14 protein-coding genes are annotated in these 18045 nt (G+C 69.6%); 1 reads left to right on the top strand and 13 read right to left on the bottom strand.

The genetic code is table 11. From position 1 onward, the window contains the following. Positions 1-125 precede the first annotated feature (125 nt). The 12 genes from ASE01_RS02595 to ASE01_RS02650 all read right to left on the bottom strand — a co-directional run bounded on the left by ASE01_RS02595 (position 126) and on the right by ASE01_RS02650 (position 14464). Positions 126-1217, bottom strand: coding sequence for a peptidyl-prolyl cis-trans isomerase (locus ASE01_RS02595; RefSeq protein WP_056748425.1), 1092 nt, complete (start codon positions 1215-1217; stop codon positions 126-128). Then, complete coding sequence (locus ASE01_RS02600) at positions 1214-3514, bottom strand: MMPL family transporter (RefSeq protein ID WP_056748426.1); 2301 nt, start codon at positions 3512-3514, stop codon at positions 1214-1216. The genes ASE01_RS02595 and ASE01_RS02600 overlap by 4 nt, the downstream gene beginning before the upstream one ends. 6 nt (positions 3515-3520) lie before the next feature. After that, entirely contained in the window at positions 3521-4858 is a 1338-nt protein-coding gene (locus ASE01_RS02605) for an MlaD family protein (protein WP_082605740.1), read from the bottom strand. Further along, the gene (locus tag ASE01_RS02610; protein WP_200958721.1) at positions 4855-6072 is read right to left on the bottom strand and encodes an MlaD family protein; all 1218 of its coding nucleotides are present in this window, start codon (positions 6070-6072) and stop codon (positions 4855-4857) included. The genes ASE01_RS02605 and ASE01_RS02610 overlap by 4 nt, the downstream gene beginning before the upstream one ends. Next, positions 6069-7460 carry an MlaD family protein gene (locus ASE01_RS02615; RefSeq protein WP_157537049.1) on the bottom strand — a complete coding sequence of 464 codons (1392 nt, stop codon included), beginning with the start codon at positions 7458-7460 and terminating at the stop codon, positions 6069-6071. The genes ASE01_RS02610 and ASE01_RS02615 overlap by 4 nt, the downstream gene beginning before the upstream one ends. Continuing rightward, entirely contained in the window at positions 7460-8743 is a 1284-nt protein-coding gene (locus tag ASE01_RS02620) for an MlaD family protein (RefSeq protein ID WP_056748428.1), read from the bottom strand. The genes ASE01_RS02615 and ASE01_RS02620 overlap by 1 nt, the downstream gene beginning before the upstream one ends. Continuing rightward, positions 8740-10164 (bottom strand): MlaD family protein, encoded by a 1425-nt coding sequence (locus tag ASE01_RS02625; protein WP_056748429.1) that lies wholly within the window; start codon positions 10162-10164, stop codon positions 8740-8742. The genes ASE01_RS02620 and ASE01_RS02625 overlap by 4 nt, the downstream gene beginning before the upstream one ends. Further along, positions 10161-11393, bottom strand: coding sequence for an MlaD family protein (locus ASE01_RS02630; protein ID WP_056748430.1), 1233 nt, complete (start codon positions 11391-11393; stop codon positions 10161-10163). The genes ASE01_RS02625 and ASE01_RS02630 overlap by 4 nt, the downstream gene beginning before the upstream one ends. A 21-nt stretch (positions 11394-11414) precedes the next feature. After that, the gene (locus ASE01_RS02635; protein WP_056748431.1) at positions 11415-12221 is read right to left on the bottom strand and encodes an ABC transporter ATP-binding protein; all 807 of its coding nucleotides are present in this window, start codon (positions 12219-12221) and stop codon (positions 11415-11417) included. Between the two features lie 58 nt (positions 12222-12279). Then, entirely contained in the window at positions 12280-13155 is an 876-nt protein-coding gene (locus tag ASE01_RS02640; RefSeq protein ID WP_200958722.1) for an MlaE family ABC transporter permease, read from the bottom strand. Further along, complete coding sequence (locus ASE01_RS02645; RefSeq protein ID WP_157537050.1) at positions 13152-14036, bottom strand: MlaE family ABC transporter permease; 885 nt, start codon at positions 14034-14036, stop codon at positions 13152-13154. The genes ASE01_RS02640 and ASE01_RS02645 overlap by 4 nt, the downstream gene beginning before the upstream one ends. A 62-nt stretch (positions 14037-14098) precedes the next feature. Then, positions 14099-14464, bottom strand: coding sequence for a hypothetical protein (locus ASE01_RS02650; RefSeq protein WP_056748432.1), 366 nt, complete (start codon positions 14462-14464; stop codon positions 14099-14101). Between the two features lie 276 nt (positions 14465-14740). Here ASE01_RS02650 and ASE01_RS02655 point away from each other — a divergent pair, with 276 nt between their 5' ends. Then, positions 14741-17101 (top strand): LuxR C-terminal-related transcriptional regulator, encoded by a 2361-nt coding sequence (locus ASE01_RS02655; protein WP_056748433.1) that lies wholly within the window; start codon positions 14741-14743, stop codon positions 17099-17101. On the opposite strand, the gene ASE01_RS02660 is transcribed toward ASE01_RS02655, so the two are convergent. Continuing rightward, positions 17032-18015 carry an AMP-binding protein gene (locus ASE01_RS02660; protein WP_056748434.1) on the bottom strand — a complete coding sequence of 328 codons (984 nt, stop codon included), beginning with the start codon at positions 18013-18015 and terminating at the stop codon, positions 17032-17034. The genes ASE01_RS02655 and ASE01_RS02660 overlap by 70 nt on opposite strands. Between the last annotated feature and the right edge of the window lie 30 nt (positions 18016-18045).

Raw genomic sequence — 18045 nt, forward strand, 5'->3', positions numbered from 1 at the left:
GTTGCAGCACCGGTCTGACGACGCCAACGGCGTAGGAGTCAGCCGGACAGCGTGTTGCAGCGCACCACCGCCCACCACGACGGGAACAGCGTGTGACAGCCCAGCCGGGACCCGACCGCCAGGCCCTACTCAACCGGCGAGGAAGGAGCAGGCGAGGAAGGAGCAGGCGCTCCCGGTGTCGAGACCGGAGCAGAGGGCGTGACGTCGGCAGGCGGGCCGTCGGGATCCTCGGGGAGATAGGCGTCGGCGTACTCCACCTCGGCGTCGGCAAGCACGTCGGCCATGAAGTCGCGCCAGACCTCGAGCTTGTCCTCGGCGGTGAGCCGCTCGATGATCTCGGCCTTCACGTCGTCGAAGCTGACGGGGCGGGCGGCGACGATCTCGGTGACCTGGCCGACGTTCCAGCCGTAGGAGGTCTTGACCGGGCCGAAGATCGCGTCCTTCGTGGCGGCGTAGGCGGCATCGCCGTAGGCCTTCTCCAGCTGGTCGCGGGTGATCAGGCCCAGGTCGCCACCGGAGTCGCGGGTGCTGCCGTCCAGGGACCAGGTCGTGGCCAGCGGGGCGAGCTCGCCGCTGCTGGTGGCGAGCCGGGCGACGCGGTCGGCGTCGGACTTCGACTCGACGACGATGTTGACCAGGCGGCGGCCCTCGGGGGTGACCATCTCGTCCCGGAACTCGTCGTAGGTCGCGCGGGCCTCGGCCTCGGTGGCGGCGGGGACCTCGGCGGTCACCTCCTCGACGAGGCGGGAGGTCGCGAGCTGGGCGCGGATCTCGTCGAGCACGTCGCGCTCGGAGATGCCACTGTCGCCGAGGAACTGGACGAAGGCGTCGCGGCCGCCGGTCAGCTGCTGGTCGATCAGCTTGTCGAGCTCGGTCTGCGCCTCCTTGTCGGAGATCTCGATGTCGCGGTCCGCTGCCTCGGCGGCCAGGACGAGGCTGACGACCATCGACTTCGCGGCGTCACGGTTGAAGTCGTCGCTCTTCGAGTCGTCGTCGGGCCGCTGGACGCCGTACAACGCGCCGAGGACCTCGACCCGGTCGTCGAGCTGCTTCGCGGTGACCACGCGGTCGTCGTAGCGGAAGGCAGCGTCGTCGGGCAGCGCGCCGGCGCGGCTCACCACGACGGCGACGACACCGCCCACGACGAGCAGCGCGAGGACCGCCGCGACGGCCTTGCCCCGGGTGCCCTCCAGCAGGTGCTTCAACGCCTCGATCACGACACGACCTCCTTGACCAGGGTCACCGACGGCGCAGTGTCCTCCAGGTCCTCGAGGGAGGGTACGACGACAGGTACCTCCCGGGGTGCGGGCAGGATGATCCGGTCGACCACCATTGCCGCGACGAACGAGCACACCACGCCGCCGGCGAGCAGCAGACCGAAGTCGCGCAGGACGGCGAGCTCGGAGAGCGCCAGGACGAGGTAGCCGGTGGTGCCGGCGAGGGCAGCGGTCGCGACGGTCCGGAGCTCGGAGCCGCGGCGCAGCATGACCGAGAACTCGCACCCCGTGGCGGTGACCAGCGAACCGAGCGCGATGGTCAGCGGGTTGAGCGCACCGGTGGTGGCAGCGGCCAGGAGCGCCACCCACCCGGTGGAGACCACGACGGTCAGGACGGCGCGCAGGGCGTCGTCGCGCGAACGCAGGCCGATCAGGATCGCGAGACCGGCGAGGCCGATCCCGGCGAGGTTGATCAACAGGCGTCCGTCGTCGACGAGGTCGAGTCCGCGCACGGCCGAGACGGGCAGGCCGACCACGTCGACCTCGGTGCCGTCCGGTGCCGCACCGATGGCCGTGCGGAGCTCGCCGAGGAGGTCACCGAGTCCGGCGACGTCGTCGAACTCGACGGCCAGCACGACCAGTCCTTCGGAGCGGTCCGAGCGGAGCACGGACGAGGTGAGGTAACGCGGCATCACCTCGATCGCCGCCGCCACCTGCTCGGGGGTCGGGTCGTCGCCGAGGAAGCCGAGCAGGTCGGCGACGCTGAGCACCGGGTGCACCCGGTCGCCGAGCTCGGTGACGATCCTGGTCTGGGCCTGCTGGCTCCAGGCCAGCACCTCGGGCGCGGTGACGTCGTCGGCGCGGACGACGATGCTCACCTCGCCGGAGGAGCCGAGCAGGTCCTCGGCGTGCTGGGCGTCCTCGAGCTCGGGGAGACCGGCGGCGAGCTCGTCGGGCTGGGCCTCGACATCGAGACCCGACATCGCGATCCAGCCGAAGGTCGCGCTGACGACGAGGACCACACCGGCAGTGGCACGGACCGCGCCGCTCGGGGCGGCAGCGCGACGAGCCGGGGACGCGGTGGCCGGAGGGGCCACGGGGCCGAGGAACCAGCGGATCACCAGGGCGGCGGCGACGGTCAGCCCGACTCCGACGGCGAGGGCGACGCCGAGCTCCTTGACGAAGGGCAGCGGCGAGAGCACCAGTGACCCGAAGCCGAGCATGGCGGCCACCGCCGTCACGAGCACGGCCCGGTCCCACTTGCCGCGCGAGAGGTAGAGCGGAAAGTCGCTGCCGATGCCGAGCAGGATCGGGAGGAACGCCACCACACCGAGGGACACCGACTGGCCGGCCCAGCCGAAGCAGGCCAGCGTCGTCGCCGTACCCACGAGGGCGGCGGCGGTCGGGCGCAGTCGCGACCACCGGCGCCGGGTCCAGCCGACGAGCAGGAAGATCAGGCCCACCGCGCCGATGGCGATGGCCCCCAGCACCGGCAGCTCGGACCGGCCACGATCGGCCAGTCCTGCGGCGATCGCCGGCGCACCGGTGACCGTCGTACGGGTCAGGTCGAGGTCCGCGCCGTCGACAGCCTTGCGCACACCGTCGACCAGTCGGGCGGTCCCGTCGGCGTCGAGGTTCGCCCGCGGCCGGACCAGCACTGCCGCACTGTTCGGCGAGGGCACGAGATAGCGCCACTGAGGACGTGCGTCGAGGGTCTCCTCGTCGAAGAGGACGGTCTGCACGAAGCGGGGGTTCTTCAGGGTGGGCAGTCCGGCAGGGAGTCCCTGCACCATGAGGGCGCCGTACCGCTCGTCGAAGCGCTGCACAGCAGCCTCGCCGAGGGCCTTGACCTTGTCCTCGGCGACACCCTTGGCACGGGCGGTCGCCATCACCTCCTGGCGGTAGCCGTCACGCCGGCCGGAGATCTGCGCGAGCATGTCCTGCGCCGCGCCCGCGGTCTGGTTGAGCACCGTGCCGGGGCCGTAGACCGCGGCGACGTCGGGCAGCGCAGCCAGCTCGCCCTCGAGCCCGACCAGACGCACCAGGGCATCCGGGTCGTTGAAGAGCGAGCGCTCCTCCTTCGTCTCCAGCACGACGATGACCGGGTCGCCGCCGAAGTCGTCTGCCTTGGCCTCCAACGCCTCCTGGGCCGGATCCCCTGACGGCAGGAATGACGCGGTGCTGGTGTCGATCTCGACCTTGAGCAGGCCGGCGACGGTGAAGGCGGCGAGCACCAGCACCCCCAGCAGCGCCGTCAGGCGACGCTGCTGGGTGGTGAGGTCTGGTGCTCGTCCCATCGGAGGCTACTTCTTGCGCTCGATGCGCGGGTAGTCGCTCGTCCCGTACGGCTGCGGGTTGTTCACGTTGCCCGGCAGCGGGTACGGGTTGTTCCAGAGCAGGCCACCCTTGTCGGAGTGCACCAGCTTGACCGGGTTGCCGCGCACAGTGCCCAGACCCTCGGCGGTCGCGGTCAGTCGGATCGGGATGATGCCGTCCTCGGCCGGCACGTCGAAGGAGCCACCGAAGTTGGCGAACAGCACGCCCAGGTCCAGGCCGTACGGCGCCAGGTAGCTCAGCATCGGCTGGACATCGGCCAGCGTCCGCTGGGCGTCCGGCACCAGGGAGCTCACGGTCCTGGCGAGAGGCTTGACCTTGGTCAGCGTCGCCGGGGCCTGGTCGAGCACGCCGTCGAGGTCGGGCAGCAGGGCCCGGAGGTCTCGCGAGACCGGCTTGAGGTTCGTCAGTGCCCGCGAGAGGTAGGGCGAGGCAGCCCGCAGGTCCGCGGCGATCGGGGTGAGCGGCTCGCTGAGCTCGCTCAGCTTGCCGGCAGCGGTGTTCACGTTGCCCACGACGGAGGGCAGCAGGCGAACGGTCTCCTCGATCTTGGCCTGGTTGTCGGCCGTGACCTGGGTGAGCTTCTGCGCATCGCTGACCAGCCCGACGATCTGGCCCTGCCCGGTGTCGAGCGCGTCGAGCAGGAGCCGTGCCTCGACGCTCAGCTCCTTCAGGTCCTCGCTCTGCGCCGCGATGGCGTCGAGCACGGTCCTGCCCTCGTTCCCGACCTGGCCCAGACCGGTCATGACGGCGTCGATGTCGGTGCCCCGGCCGCGGGTGGCCTGGTCGAGCGCCTGGACGGCCCCGCTGAGGTGCACGCGGGTGGGCTCGTCGAGGGTGTCGAGCAGTTCGTCGACATCGACCGACGGAGTGACGGAGGCGCCCTCGATGCGGGTGCCGTCCTCGAGCTCGGCACCCTCACCGTCGACCACCTCGACGAAGGAGGACCCGACGAGCGACTTCACGCCGATCCGGACGTTGACTCCGTCGTGCAGTGGCGCTGCGTTCTCCTCGATGCTGAGCGTGACGCGAACGGTGTCGCCGTCGCGCTCGGTCGACTCGACCCGGCCGACACGGACGCCGGCGATCCGGACCTCGCCGAACTCCTTGAGGTTCTTGATGTCGGAGGACTGGAAGGACACCTGGTAGCCGCCGCGGTCGGCGATCACCGGGATCTGGCCACCGGCCTTGACCCAGAGCAGTCCGAAGCCGACGGCGCACGCGAGCGTGAACAGCACGACCGTGCGCAGGCGGGCATCCGTGAGTACGGCGCGGGCACTGCCCTTGACCGCTGCGGTGGCGTTCACGACAGACCTCCGAGGGGATCGGTGAGCTTGACGACGAGGTTGGCGCGTCCGAGGCCGCCGTTGACGTCACCGAGGCTGAAGGACGACGAGGTGTTGTAGACGAAGCCACCGAGGTCGTCGAGCCAGGGCACGAGGCGCTTGGTGGCTTGGGGCAGGTTCGCTGCAACAGGAGCCAGATCGGTGACGGCGGAGCGGAGGTCACCGGTGAGCGGCCGCAGGTCGGCGATCACCGGGAGCGCTTCGCGGATGACCGGGCGTGCCTTGGCCACCAGGTCCTTGGCACTGCTGACCGTGCCCGCCAGGTCGGAGATGGTGCCGGGCAGCTCGCTGGCCGAGTCGTGCAGCTTGCGCAGCACGGGGCTGAGCTCGTCGGTGAGCGTCTTGGCGTCGCCCATCGCGTTGCGAAGGGTCGTGGTGACGCCGGGCAGCTTGGCGAGTGAGGTGCTGAGCTCGGCCTCGCGATTGCTGACGACCTCGAGCGTGTCGCTCAACGCGTTCACGAGCTCGTCGAGACGCTCGTCGTCCTTGCCGGCCGCCGTGGCGATCTGCGAGACGGAGGTGATCAGGTGACGGAGGTTGCCCCGCCGGGCCTGCAGGGCATCGACGACGTCCTGGAAGCTGGTCGCCGCCTTGTCCGTGGCCTTCAGTCCCGGCGCCAGGTCGGTCGGCGCCGAAGCGAGGGCGACATCGGCCTGGGTGACCAGGTCGGTGAGCGCGGCGCGGGCCCGGTCGTCGAGCTCGTCCAGCAGCTCGTACGGCTGCAGGACCCGCTCGGTCTGGGTCACCGGGATGACCCCGCCCTCGGGCAGCGCTCCCGCGGACGGGTCGCCCGGGTCGAGCATGATGTACATGACGTTCAACGGAGTCTTGGAACGCAGCACGAGCGAAGCGTTCTTGTAGACCTCGTGTCCCTCGTCGATGGTCAGGGTGAGCTTCGCGTTGCCACCGTCGGTGGGCTCGCCGTCGGTGATCCGGCCGACCGACACCCCTGCGATCCGGACCTCCTGGCGACTGGCCAGCTGGATCGCCGGGGCCTCGTCGAACTCCGCAGCGAACTCGAACTTGTCGTCCCACGGCTTGATGACGTGGTACTGCCCGAAGATGTACGTCGTCACGATCACTCCTGCGGCCAGGAGCGACACGAGAAGGGTCACGTCGCGCCCCAGGCCCGGGGTGTTCTTCATCCGCTCGACGGCGGTCTCCAGCTTGCTCACGGCACGAGCCCCAGGTTCTCGAAGATGGACGATCGGAGGGCCCCGGTGATGCCCGCCTGGTCGAGGGCGAGAGTCACGAGGCTGTCGAGGTCGAAGGGCAGCCCGGAGAGCGAGTTGAGTCCGACACCGGCCTGGAAGGACAGGGTCGATCCGCGCTGGTCCTGCGACATGGAGGCCCGGTCGATGTTGGTCGCCATGTAGGCGAGCTCCTCGTAGAACTTGTGGTCGGCCATGTAGCCGCCCGCACCCCCCTCGTAGGGGCCGGTGCCCTTCCACGGGTTGAGGATGAACTTCGAGACCGGACCGTTCACCCGGTCGAGGACCGGACCGTGCAGATTCTTGAGCACCCCGGTCGCCCGGCTCGCGGTGGGCACCAGCTCCTGGACGGCGGGGCGCAGGTCGCGCAGTGCCGGCTTGAGGTCGGCCATGAGCGGCCGGGCCTCGTCGAGGAGCGGGTCGAGGTCATCGATGAGGTCGACGATCTTCGGAGCGGAGGGCCGCAGGTCCGCAGCCGTGGCCTCCAGCTCGGTGACCGTCTCGGTGAGACCGTCGAGACCGACCCGGGTGCTGTGGATCGTCTCGGGCAGACGCGCCAGGGTCTCGGCGAGCTCACCGCGGCGCTCGGCGAGGACGCTGCTGGCGGTGTTGAGGTTGACCGCGATCCCACGGAGCTGACCCTTGCGGCGCGTCGCGACGTCGGCCGTCGTGTCGAGGTCCCTGACCAGGGCGGGGAGGTCGGCCTTGGGCCGGGTGCCCCGGACCGCCTCGACGACATCCGCACCCGGGGCCAGGATCTCCGGCGCCGTGTCGAGCAGGGCGTTGAGCTCGTCGTCGGAATCCGCGAGAGTCTTCCCCCCGGTCCCCGCCAGGCCCCGGAGGGCCTCACGGGCGGTTGCGGGCAGCGCCTCGGCGACCCGGTCGAGCTCGACCGGGGCCGAGGTGCGGGCCAAGGGGATCTCGCCACTGAAGTCGTCACCCGAGCCGCCGGCGTGCAGCTCGACGGCATAGCGGCCGCCGAGCAGCGTGCGCGGCTCGATCTTGGCAAGGGGCTCTCCCCCGACCGTCTCCAGCGCGTCCTCGTCGACCTTCATGGTCACGATCGAGGTGCCGTCGTCGGTCCGGTCGATGCTGGTCACGGTGCCGACGGTCAGGCCGGAGATCTTCACCGACGAGTCGTGAGCCCTCAGCTTGTAGGTGTCCGCGAACTCCGCGGTGATCGTGCGACCGCCGGCGAAGTACGACGTGATCTCGGACTTGGCCGCGAGCAGTCCGAGCACCAGGACCAGCATGACGTAGAACTGGACGCCGAGGCGGAAGTTGCGCGACCTCGCCTGCTCGGCCTTGGCGACAGCACCGAAGACCTCGTCCTTGCGATGACTCCTGGACATCAGTTGGCCCCTCCGCTGCAGTCGGTCGCCGTCGCGTGGGTCCACGCGGTCCCCGGACACGGGTAGAACTCGGATCGGTACAGCGGGTCGGGCAAGCCGTTGACACTGAACAGACCGACGCCGGTGAGCTGGGCCGCGAAGTAGTGCTTGCTGTCGTCGCCGTCGAGGATTCCGGACAGCAGGTCGTGCTGCGAGAAGAACCTCTCGGCGTCACCGGCATACGGCGCGAACCGGTACAGCAGCTTCGCGAGGCTGTCCACGGACGACTTGAGCGGGTCGAGGAGCGGACGGGCGTCGTCGAGTGTCTCGGTCAGCGAGGACACGGCAGGGACGGCGTCGTCCGCGACACCGGGCACCTTGTCGAGCGGGACGGGCGAGTCCCGCAGGAAGGCCCGCAGGTCCGGTGTGGCCGCACCCAGGGCGCGTGCGCCGGGCTCGAGGTCGCGCAGTGCGACCTCGGCGTCACCGAGCGGCTCGTACAGGTCGTCGAGAGCCGTCTCCACCGTGCGCAGGGTCTCGGGCAGCTGGGCGACGGTGTCCTCGAGCGGTTTCCCGTCGTCGACACCGAGTGCCTGCACGGTGCGGTCGACGTTCTCGACGAGCTTCTCGATCTCGCCCGCGCGTCCGTTGAACCGGTTGACGAGCTCATCGGCACTGATCAGGAGGGAGGCGATGTCGGCCTGGTCACTGCCGGCCGCCTCCATCACCGTCTCGAGGTCGGTGAGCAGCTCGGGTGCTGCAGCCAGCACCGCGTTGAGGTCCTCGCTGTGACCGGCGGTGCCGACCGCGAGCGAACCGATCGCCTTCTGCAGGGAGGCGCGCGTCTTCGGGTCGAGCGCGGAAAGGACGTCCTCCAGAGAAGTGGATCCCCTGGTGGACTCGACCGCGAGGATCTCCTCACCGAGGTCACCGGCGTCCGGGGTGCCCGGGTCGAACCCGACGTACTTCTTGCCGAGCGCGGAGGTGTTGCCCACGAAGGCCGTGGCGTCCTTGTAGACGTCCACCTTGCCGTCGATGCGCATCGTCACCTGGGCCAGGCCGTCGACGTACTCGATCTTGCTGACCGTGCCGACCCGCAGGCCGTCCTGCTTGACGTCCTTGCCGGTCTTGAGGATGCCGACGTCGTCGAACTGCGCGGTGACATAGGTGTAGCTCCTGCCCGGCAGTGCGCCGCCGGTCTGCACGATGCCGCCGACCCAGCCGACGAGGACGAGGGCCACGATCATGACCACGCCGACGACGACCTTCTTGGCGACGTCGCGGTGGACGGGACGAGGGCTCACTTGCGTCCTCCCAGGAGCTGGCCGAGCAGGTTCTCTTCCTGCTGGGCGGTGAGGCCGAGGGCACTCGACGGGTCAGTTGCCGACTGCTTGGACGCCTTGGCCGGCTGCTTGCCGAGGAGCCCGAGCAGGCCGTTGAGGTTCAGCGAGGTGAGCAGGTCGCCGACGGTCTTGCCGACGTCGGGCAGTCCCGGAAGCACATTGGGCGCCTTGGCCTTGACCTTGGGCTGCGAGCCCGCAGGCAGGATCCCCGCGGGGATCAGCGACTGTGCCAGCTGGGACAGCGTCGAGGGCGTGACGTAGATGACGCCGCGGAAGTAGTGGGACAGGCCGTCGCGACCGTTGGTGCTCAGCGCCCACTTGCGGACGAACTCCATGACCCCGTTGAGCTGGTTGTCCAGGAGTGCGCGGCTGACCGGCTTCAACGAGGCGGCCGTGGTGGCCAGGTCAGGTCCGGCCTGGCGCAGCTCGGCGACGACGGGAGCAGCGACATCGAGGAGTGCATCCGCCTCGTCCAGCACGGGCTTGAGCGACGCGAGCGCCGGGTCGGCCGAGTCGGCGAAGTTGCGCAGCTCGTCGACCACCTCGTCGAGGTCGCCGGTCAGGGGCCGGAGTGCCTTGAGGGTCGGCGTGCCTGCCTTGGCCGTCGCCCCGAACCGGGCGAGGGTGCGCTGGGCGGAGACCAAGGTGCCGGGCAGCTCGATCAAGGTCTGCTCGAGAGCAGTCTGTTGGTTGCCCAGCGCGGCGAGCGTGTCCCTGGTCGACTCCACCAGCGAGTCGAGGGTCTTGCCGTCGTCGGCCGCGAGAGCCGCCACCACCGGATCGGTGGCCTTGACCAGGCTGGCCAGCACGTCGTTCTGCTCCGAGAGGATCCCGCCGAGACGGCCGGTGTCCTGCATCGCAGGAGTGAGGAGCTTCAACGCCTTGGCGAGCTCGGCGCCGTTGTCGTCGAGACCTTCGCCGAGGGTGGTGACCAGGCTCGCGAGTCCAGCAGCCGTCGGGTCCTCGAAGGTGTTGAGGACGTCCTGCAGGGTGACGGCGGTGGTGGTGCGCTCCTCGGGGATCACCGAGGAGTCGGTGAAGGGCGCCTTGTCGGAACCCGGGTCGAGGTCGATGTAGTTCTCACCGAGGACGTTGACGGGGCGCATGGTGAGCGTCGCGTCGTCGTGGAGCGGGAGCACTCCGTCGGCGACGTCGATCGTCAGCCTGGCCTTGCCGTCGATCAGGACGATCTCGGAGACCTCGCCGACGCGGACGCCGGACGCCCGGACCTCGGCGCCGTTCTCCAGCTGGCCGGCGTCGGCAAGGGTTGTGGTGATCTGGCCCTTGTCCTCGCCGCTGTCCACCACGGTGAATCCGACGGCGACGACCGCGATCGCCACCACACCGATCGCACCGCGACGGACGAACTGGGTGGCACTCATCGGACACCATCTCCGTTCGCATCGGTCCACGGCTGCTCGATGAGCGAGCCGGGCTCGGGCTCCTGCGCCTGGAACATGAAGGGCGGCAGGATGCCGGGGTTGCTGTTGAAGGACGACACCGAGGCCGGGATCATCGCGCGCCCGAAGTGGCCGGCTGCGTTCTTCGCCGAGAAGAGCGAGGCCCAGTTGGTGAGGAAGCCGACGATCTCGGGCGTGTACGGCCGCAGGAAGCTCACCGCGGGCTGGAGCTGGGTCAGCGCCGTCTCCAGGTCCGGGACGGTCTGCGTCGCGATGGTCAGCAGGCCGGGGGTCTGCTGGAGGAGCTCGTCGGCTGCGGTCAACGTCGGACGCAGCTCGGCGACGACCGGACGCAGGTCCTGGAGGACCGGATCGAGACGCTTGGCCACCGACGGCAGCTTGGCGATGGCCGGCTGGAGGTCCTCGAGCAGAGGTACGGCCTGGTCGACGGCACCGGGGACCTTCCCGAAGAACGCCTTCGCGGTCCGCAGCGTGGCGGGAACCTCGTCCAGGGCGACCCGCACCTGGTCGGCCTGGCGCACGGCCACGCCGACGAGGGCACGGAGGTCCTGGACGGTTCCGGCCAGGTCGGCGTCGCGCGAGGACAGTGCCTGGGTGACCTGGTGCAGGTTGGTCACCAGACCGGAGATCGCCTCCCCGTCCTTGCCGACACCTTCGAGCACCTCACCGAGGGCCTCCACGAACGGGCCGGCCTCCTCGAGGGTCGCGTTGAGGTCGGCATCGGACCGGTTGAGGGTCGTGTCCAGCTGGCCGACCAGGGTCTTGACCTTGGCCCGGGTGGGCTCGTCGAGCGCCTTGACGATGTCGTCGAGCTCGACCCGCTCGGTCTTCGCCTCGAGGAGCTTGCCCTCGGGCAGGACCGGGTTGGACTCAGGCCCCGGCGCGAGGTCGACGTACCGGCGGCCGACCACGGAGTTCCAGCGGACGTTCACGGTCGTGCCGGCGTGCAGCGGGGCACTGTCCGGGTTGATCTCCAGCGAGATCCGGGCCTGGTCACCCTCGACGGTGATCTCGCCGACCTTGCCGACATCCTGGCCGCCGATGCGGACCTGGCTGCCCTTGACGAGACCGTCGGCAGCGGGAGTCACGACGTCGAGGACGTAGGGATCCTCCCCGGACACCATCTTGAACCCGGCCACGGCGACCAGTGCGACGACGGCACCGATCACCCAGGGTCGGGCGTTGCTCATTGCAGAAGTTCGCGACACGTCTCAGTCCATCCCCAAGGGGCCCTCGGCGGCACCGGCCAGGAACTGACGGACGAACGGGTTGTCGGAGCCGAAGGCTCCGTCGGCGTCGCCGTAGTGCACCATCTTTCCCTTCCAGATCACCGCGACGTAGTCACTCACGGTGCGTGCGGTCGGGATGTCGTGCGTGATGACGATGTAGGTGCCGCCGTGCTCGGCGTGCACCTTGGAGATGAGGTGTGACAGCAGCTTCGTGCGCACCGGGTCGAGGCCGGAGTCCGGCTCGTCGAAGAGCACGACGTCGGGCTTGAGCACCAGCGCCCGGGCGAAACCCGCGCGCTTGCGCATGCCGCCGGAGATCTCGTTGGGTGCCTTGTCGATCGCCTGCTCGAGGCCGACCTCGATCATGTTCGCCATGACGATCTCGCGGATGTCCTTCTCGGACATGTCCGTGTGACGACGCAGCGGGAAGGCCACGTTGTCGTACAGGTTCATGGAGCCGAAGAGCGCGCCGTCCTGGAACAGCACACCGAAGCGCTTGCGCAGCTCGAAGCGCTCCTCCTCCGGGACCCTCCAGATGTCGGTGCCGAACACCTTCACCTGACCGGCGTCAGGCTCGAGCAGGCCGACGATGTGCTTGAGCAGCACGGACTTGCCGGTGCCGGACGGGCCGAGAACTGTGGTGATCGCGTCGTCCTTGAAGTCCACCGACAGCCCGTTGAGGATGTGGGACGAGCCGAAGCTCTTGTAGACGTCGCGAATCTCGATGGTGTGCTCGGGAGCGGAGTCGACATGGGCGACCTGGGCGTCGAGCGGGAGCACGGCGGTCATGGATCTCTCCTGGATGCAGTCGGTTCGGAGGGAGCGGAGTGTGGACGGCGAAGCGACGTCAGGTGCCGAAGGCCTCGGTGAGGACGTTGGCGTAGAAGATCTGGGCCATGATCATGGCGATCACGCTGATCAGCACGAGGTTGACCAACATGCCCTGCGCGGTGTTGCGCCCCACGCCGACCGGGCCACCGGAGGCGTTGTAGCCGTAGAAGCAGGCAACCACGGTGATCACGAAGCCGCTGACCGTTCCCCACAGAACGGCGATGAAGAAGTCCCGGGGACTCTGCAGCAGGAAGAGCACGTAGGTGAAGCCACCACTGGAGACCGAGCTCAGCAGGTCGACGAAGAAGAGCTTGCTCGCGACGAAGAAGACGCCGAGCGACGTCACGAAGAGCGCCGGCAGCACCAGCATCGAGGCGATCACGCGGCAGCCGACGAGATACGGCAGCGAACGGACTCCCATGACGTCCATCGCGTCGATCTCCTCGCTGATCCGCATCGCGCCGAGCTCGGCCACGATGCCGCAGCCGTACTTGGCCGCCAGCACCCAGCCGAACACGATCTCAACGACGCCGCGCATGAGCGGGACGGCCGGAATGGCAGCGACGTAGCTCTCGAGACCGATGCCCTCGAAGAGGAAGGTGCCGGTGATGCCCAGCAGCGCCCCGAGCATGAACAGCATGAACAGGATGACCAGTGCGTTGGACCGGATCAGGTAGGCGCACTGGCGCAGGATCTCGCCGGGGTAGAGCCGGACGCAGACCGGCAGCTCCTTGATGACGCGCAGCGCGAAGGCAACCAGCTCGCCGGCGTCCTCGAAGGGGGCACGGATCTTGCCGGTGTCCTTGATGCGGGCTGCGGTGCGCTCGGCGCGGGTGGTGGGCTGCTCCGGACCCTCGGCCGGCTCGGCCGGACGATCGATGGTGTCGGTCACTTGAAGGCCCCCAGACCAGGGAAGAAGCCGAGAATGACGGCGTTGTAGCCCAGCTGCATGATGAAGAGGGCGAGGAAGGCGATCACCACGGCCTGGTTGACCGCCTTGCCCAGGCCCATGGCGCCGCCCGCGGCCGAGAGGCCCTTGTAGCAGCAGACCGCACCGATGAGCAGGCCCGCGAGGAAGCAGTTGAACATCAGCGCCACGACCTCGACGGTGCTCAGGCTCGTCCAGAGGAAGGCGCCGTAGAAGTCCGCGCGAGGGATGCCGCCGATGAACCAGGAACCGAACTGCGAGGAGACGACGGTGATGAGCGCGGCGGGGATGGCCAGCAGCGTCGTGATGAGGGTGACCGACACGATGCGGGGCAGCACGAGCGTCCGGATCGGGTCGATGCCCATGACCTCCATCGCGTCGAGCTCCTCGCGCACCTTGCGGGAGCCGAGCTCGGCGGTCATGGCAGCACCGACGACGCCGGCGACGAGCAGCGTCGCGACCCAGACCGTGAAGGTGCGCGTGGACTGCACGAGCAGCAGCGGGCCGTAGAGCTCACCCACGCCGGCGAGGGCCACGAACTGCATCGAGGGCACCGACAGCGCCAGGAGGAACCCGAAGAGCGCCACCGAGATGGCGATCCACGACCGCTTGATCGTGAAGTGCATCTCGTCCAGCACGTCGTTCCAGTACCCCCGCGGGTGGCGGACCGCACTCCAGAGGACCTTGCCGAGCAGCAGGGTCATGCCGCCGGCCTCGGAGGTCACGTTCCGGATGGGTCCGGGCACCTTGGCAACGGTCGCCGAGAGCTTGCTCCCGTACGGGCCGTCGGGCTCGATGGGCGGTCCGTCGTAGACGGTCGCCTCCATCTCCAGCTCCTGGCTCACCTTCACTCCTCCGGTTTTTAACAGATCTTAAAATCGAAGATACATTAGAAACGTGACGTAGATCAACCCACGTTCGCGAGTCGCCTCTCGGCGAACAGGTCGAGCAGCACCTCGCCCGCGCCGTCGACGACGATCTGGCCGGAGGCAACTGCTGCCCGCAGGTCCACCTGCCCCCGACACGCGGCCAACGCGGTCTCACCGGCCATCGCCACGACACCCGTCACGCCCGGCTCGCTCCGCCGCCCCACACGTACCTCAGCGGTCCCGCAGTCCACGAGCAGCACACAGTCGGGGTCGATCAGGCCCAACCGGAACCGGCCGACAGGCGCCGCGTGCGCCGCGAGGTAGGACGGGTCCCGCAAGGTGCCCTGGATGGTGGAGCCGATGTAGCTGACGACGTCGTCGTCGTCGGAACCGGTGAGAAACATGCTGACCTCCGAATCTCAGGCGAGCAGGACTGCTCGACGATCACAGCCTGCGCCGAACACCGTGTTCGCGTGCCCGGTCACATACGTATTTCGATACGTATGCGCTCCGTCACATCCGGGCACGCGGACAGCCGCCGAAAGGCCCCGGACAGCGCGCTATCGTGGCGAGACCCAGGTCACAGCGCTCCGTCACATCGACGGCTGTCGCTCGTTGACCACGCGGAGGGGGTTCGGGCGGGAGGTCCGGACAACAGCTTGGTGAGACGAGGGACCGGGATGAGTACGGCGACGGACACAGGTCCGGAGACCAGTCAGCTCCCGGTCGAGGTCACCTCGTTCGTCGGTCGCCGCGCCGAACGGACCGACATCCGCGAGCTCCTCGCCAGCAGCCGCCTGGTGACACTCACCGGGTTCGGCGGCATCGGCAAGACCCGCCTCGCCCTCAAGGTCGCCTCCGAGGTGCGCCGCGCCTTCAAGGACGGCGTCGTCTTCGTGCCCCTCGCCTCCCTGAGCGAGCCGGAGCTGCTGGCGAACACCATCGCCGCATCCCTCGGCCTGGAGGGCCGTTCGACCCGCGCCGCCGCAGCCGTGACCGTGGAGTACCTCAAGGACCGGGCGGTCCTGCTCCTGCTCGACAACTGCGAGCACGTCGTCGACGCGGTCGCGATCCTCGCCGACACGTTGCTGCGCACCTGTCCCGACCTGCGCATCCTCGCGACCAGCCGCGAGCCGCTGCGGATCCAGGGCGAAGCCGTGCACGCCGTCCAACCCCTCAGCGCACCGCGTCGTGGCGACGCCGCTCCTCTGCAGCAGTACGAAGCGGTCGAGCTCTTCCTCGAACGCGCCCGCGCCCTCGTGCCCGACATCGAGGTGACGCCCGAGAACCGTGAGGCGATCGCGACCATCGTGACCCGTCTCGAAGGGATCCCGCTCGCCATCGAGCTCGCTGCCGGTCGACTGCGGGCGATGACACCGCAGGAGATGGAGCGCGACCTCACCGAGCGGTGGGAGCTGGTCAGCCGCGGCAGCCGCACCGCTCCCCAGCGCCAGCGCACGATGGCGGCCTGCATCGAGTGGAGCTTCGACCTGTGCACGCCCACGGAGCGCGACCTGTGGGCCCGGCTGTCCGTCTTCGCCGACGGCTTCGGCATCGACGCCGCACGCGAGGTCTGCAGCCCCATCGACGAGCCCTTCGACGACGTACTCCTCGATCTCGTCGACAAGTCCCTCGTGATCCCGATCGCAGGGTCGGCACGCACCACGTTCCGGATGCTGCCGCCGATCCGGCACCGTGGACGCACCCACCTGGGAGAGCACGGCGAGCTCGACGACCTCCGTCGCCGGCACCGCGACTGGTACACCTCCTACGCCCGCAAGGTCGCCGCCGAATGGCCCAGCAGCGCACAGGTCGCCCATCTGGAGCGACTGCGCCGGGAGCGTCCCAACCTGACCGCGGCCATCGAGTTCTGCACCGCCACCCCGGGAGAAGCCCAGCCGGGACTGGAGATCGGCGCCTGCCTGCTGGAGTACGGCGAGGCCGACGGCGTCTACCGCGACAGCCGGATCTGGTTCGACCGGCTCTTCGCGATCGACCCCGATCGCACCGAGGTCCGCGCCCGCGCCCTGCGCGCGGCCGCATGGTTCGCGGCGATGCAAGGCGACCTCGACCGCGCCGGCAGCCTCCTCGAGGAGGGTCGCAGCATCGCCCAGGAGTTCGGCGGCCACACCGACGTCCTGCTGACCCAGGCCACCGCGTTCGTCGCGATGTTCGCCGGTGACACCGAGAGCGCGGGGCGCCTGTTCGACGACTCCATCGTCGGCTTCCAGAAGTACGACGACCTGGGCCAGGAGGCCCACACGTTGGCCCTCTCGGCGCTCAACCACGTGATCCGCGGCGACCTCACGGCCGCCATCGCCGCCCACGACCGCTGCGTCGCGATCACCGAACCTGCCGGCGAGCTCTGGTACCGCTCCTACTCGCTGTGGATCATCGGCATGGCCCTTGTCGTGGCCGGCCGCACCGACGAGGGCAAGGCGGCCCAGCGCGAGAGCCTGCAGATGAAGAGGTCCACGCGCGACAACCTCGGCATCGGCACGTCCGTCGAGGCCGTCGCCTACTCCTGCGCGGAGAGCGAGCCCGCCCGCGCCGCCGAGCTGCTCGGCGCGGCGGCGGCGATCTGGTCGCGCATCGAGACCTCGACCGCGGCGCTGCCCGGCCTTCACGCCTTGCACGTCCGGTGCGAATCGACCGTGCGAGCGCAGCTGGAGCCCGCTGCCTTCGACGAAGCCTTCGAGCGGGGCCGCAGCCTGTCCCCCGATGCCGCGATCGACCTGGCCCTGGAGGAGTCGACGTCACGGACTCTCCGCAAGGCCCCGGGTGCGCCCCGGCGCACCACGCGCCGCTCGAGCACCTCGGGCGAGCTGACCCCCCGCGAGCGCCAGATCGCCGAGCTCGTGGCGACGGGTGCGACCAACAAGGACATCGCCAGCACGCTGGTGATCTCCAAGCGGACCGCCGAGACGCACGTCGAGCACATCCTGACCAAGCTCGGCTTCACCAACCGCGGTCAGATCTCCGCGTGGGTCACCGAACAGTCGGAATCGGCCGGCGCGAAGGGATCGACCGGCACCAGGTAGCCCGGCTCGACGACCCGCACGCGCGACCCCCAGAGTCCGGCCAACGCGCTGCGCACACCCAGCGCGCAACCGTCGCCGTCCACCACGACACCCGCGAGGTCCGGTGGCGTCAACCGGAGCACACGATCCGGCGGCAGATCGGCGATCTCGGCTGCTGCGTCGGCGGTCAGGTGGAGCAACGTCGCGTCCACGGCGAAGGCGGTGCGCAGCACCTCCACCCCCGTCGCGGTCCGCGGCACGGCAACAGTTCCCCCGGCGGCCAGCACCATCGTCCCGATCTGCGCCGCGACCGGCGTCAGCATCGGCGCCGACTCGACGAGCACCGTCGCGACACCGACGACGTGCTCACCGGTCAGCTCCTCGGCCTGGCTGCGGCCGACCTCGTCGTCGACAGGATCCGGCAACCGCAGCTCGATCGGTCGGCCCGACGGGCCGATGATGTGGTGAAGGGTTCCCGACGCAGCACCGTCGGAGACCCGCACCGGCGCCGAGCTCCGGGCGAGCTGGAGGCTGCGATGTTCGGGGAACTCCACGTCGAGGCCGAACCGCGCGCGGATGTACGGCGTCAGGGGCACCAGGGCCTGGGCGAGGTCGGCCTGGGCGTGAGCCGCGACCACCACCTTCGCGCCGCTGGTGTTGATCGCGAAGGCGCTCTGCTCGAGCGTGTGGGACGGATCGACGACCATCAGCACGAGCCCGGCACGGCGTACCCCGACGAGCAGCTCGTAGACCCGGGTCGACTCCTCGGCCAGCACAGCCACCACGTCGCCGCGGGCCAGGCCGTGACCAGCCAGCAACGAGGCGAGCAGGATCGATCGGCCGGTGAGCGTCACGTGGTCCAGGCCGGGATCACCGTCCGCGGACAGCAGGGCGCGGCCACGCATCGCAGCCACATCGGCCTCACGGATCGTCACGTCGCACCACCTTCCTGTCCATCGCAGATG

This window comes from Nocardioides sp. Root190 (genome assembly GCF_001428565.1).
GTDB lineage: Bacteria > Actinomycetota > Actinomycetes > Propionibacteriales > Nocardioidaceae > Nocardioides.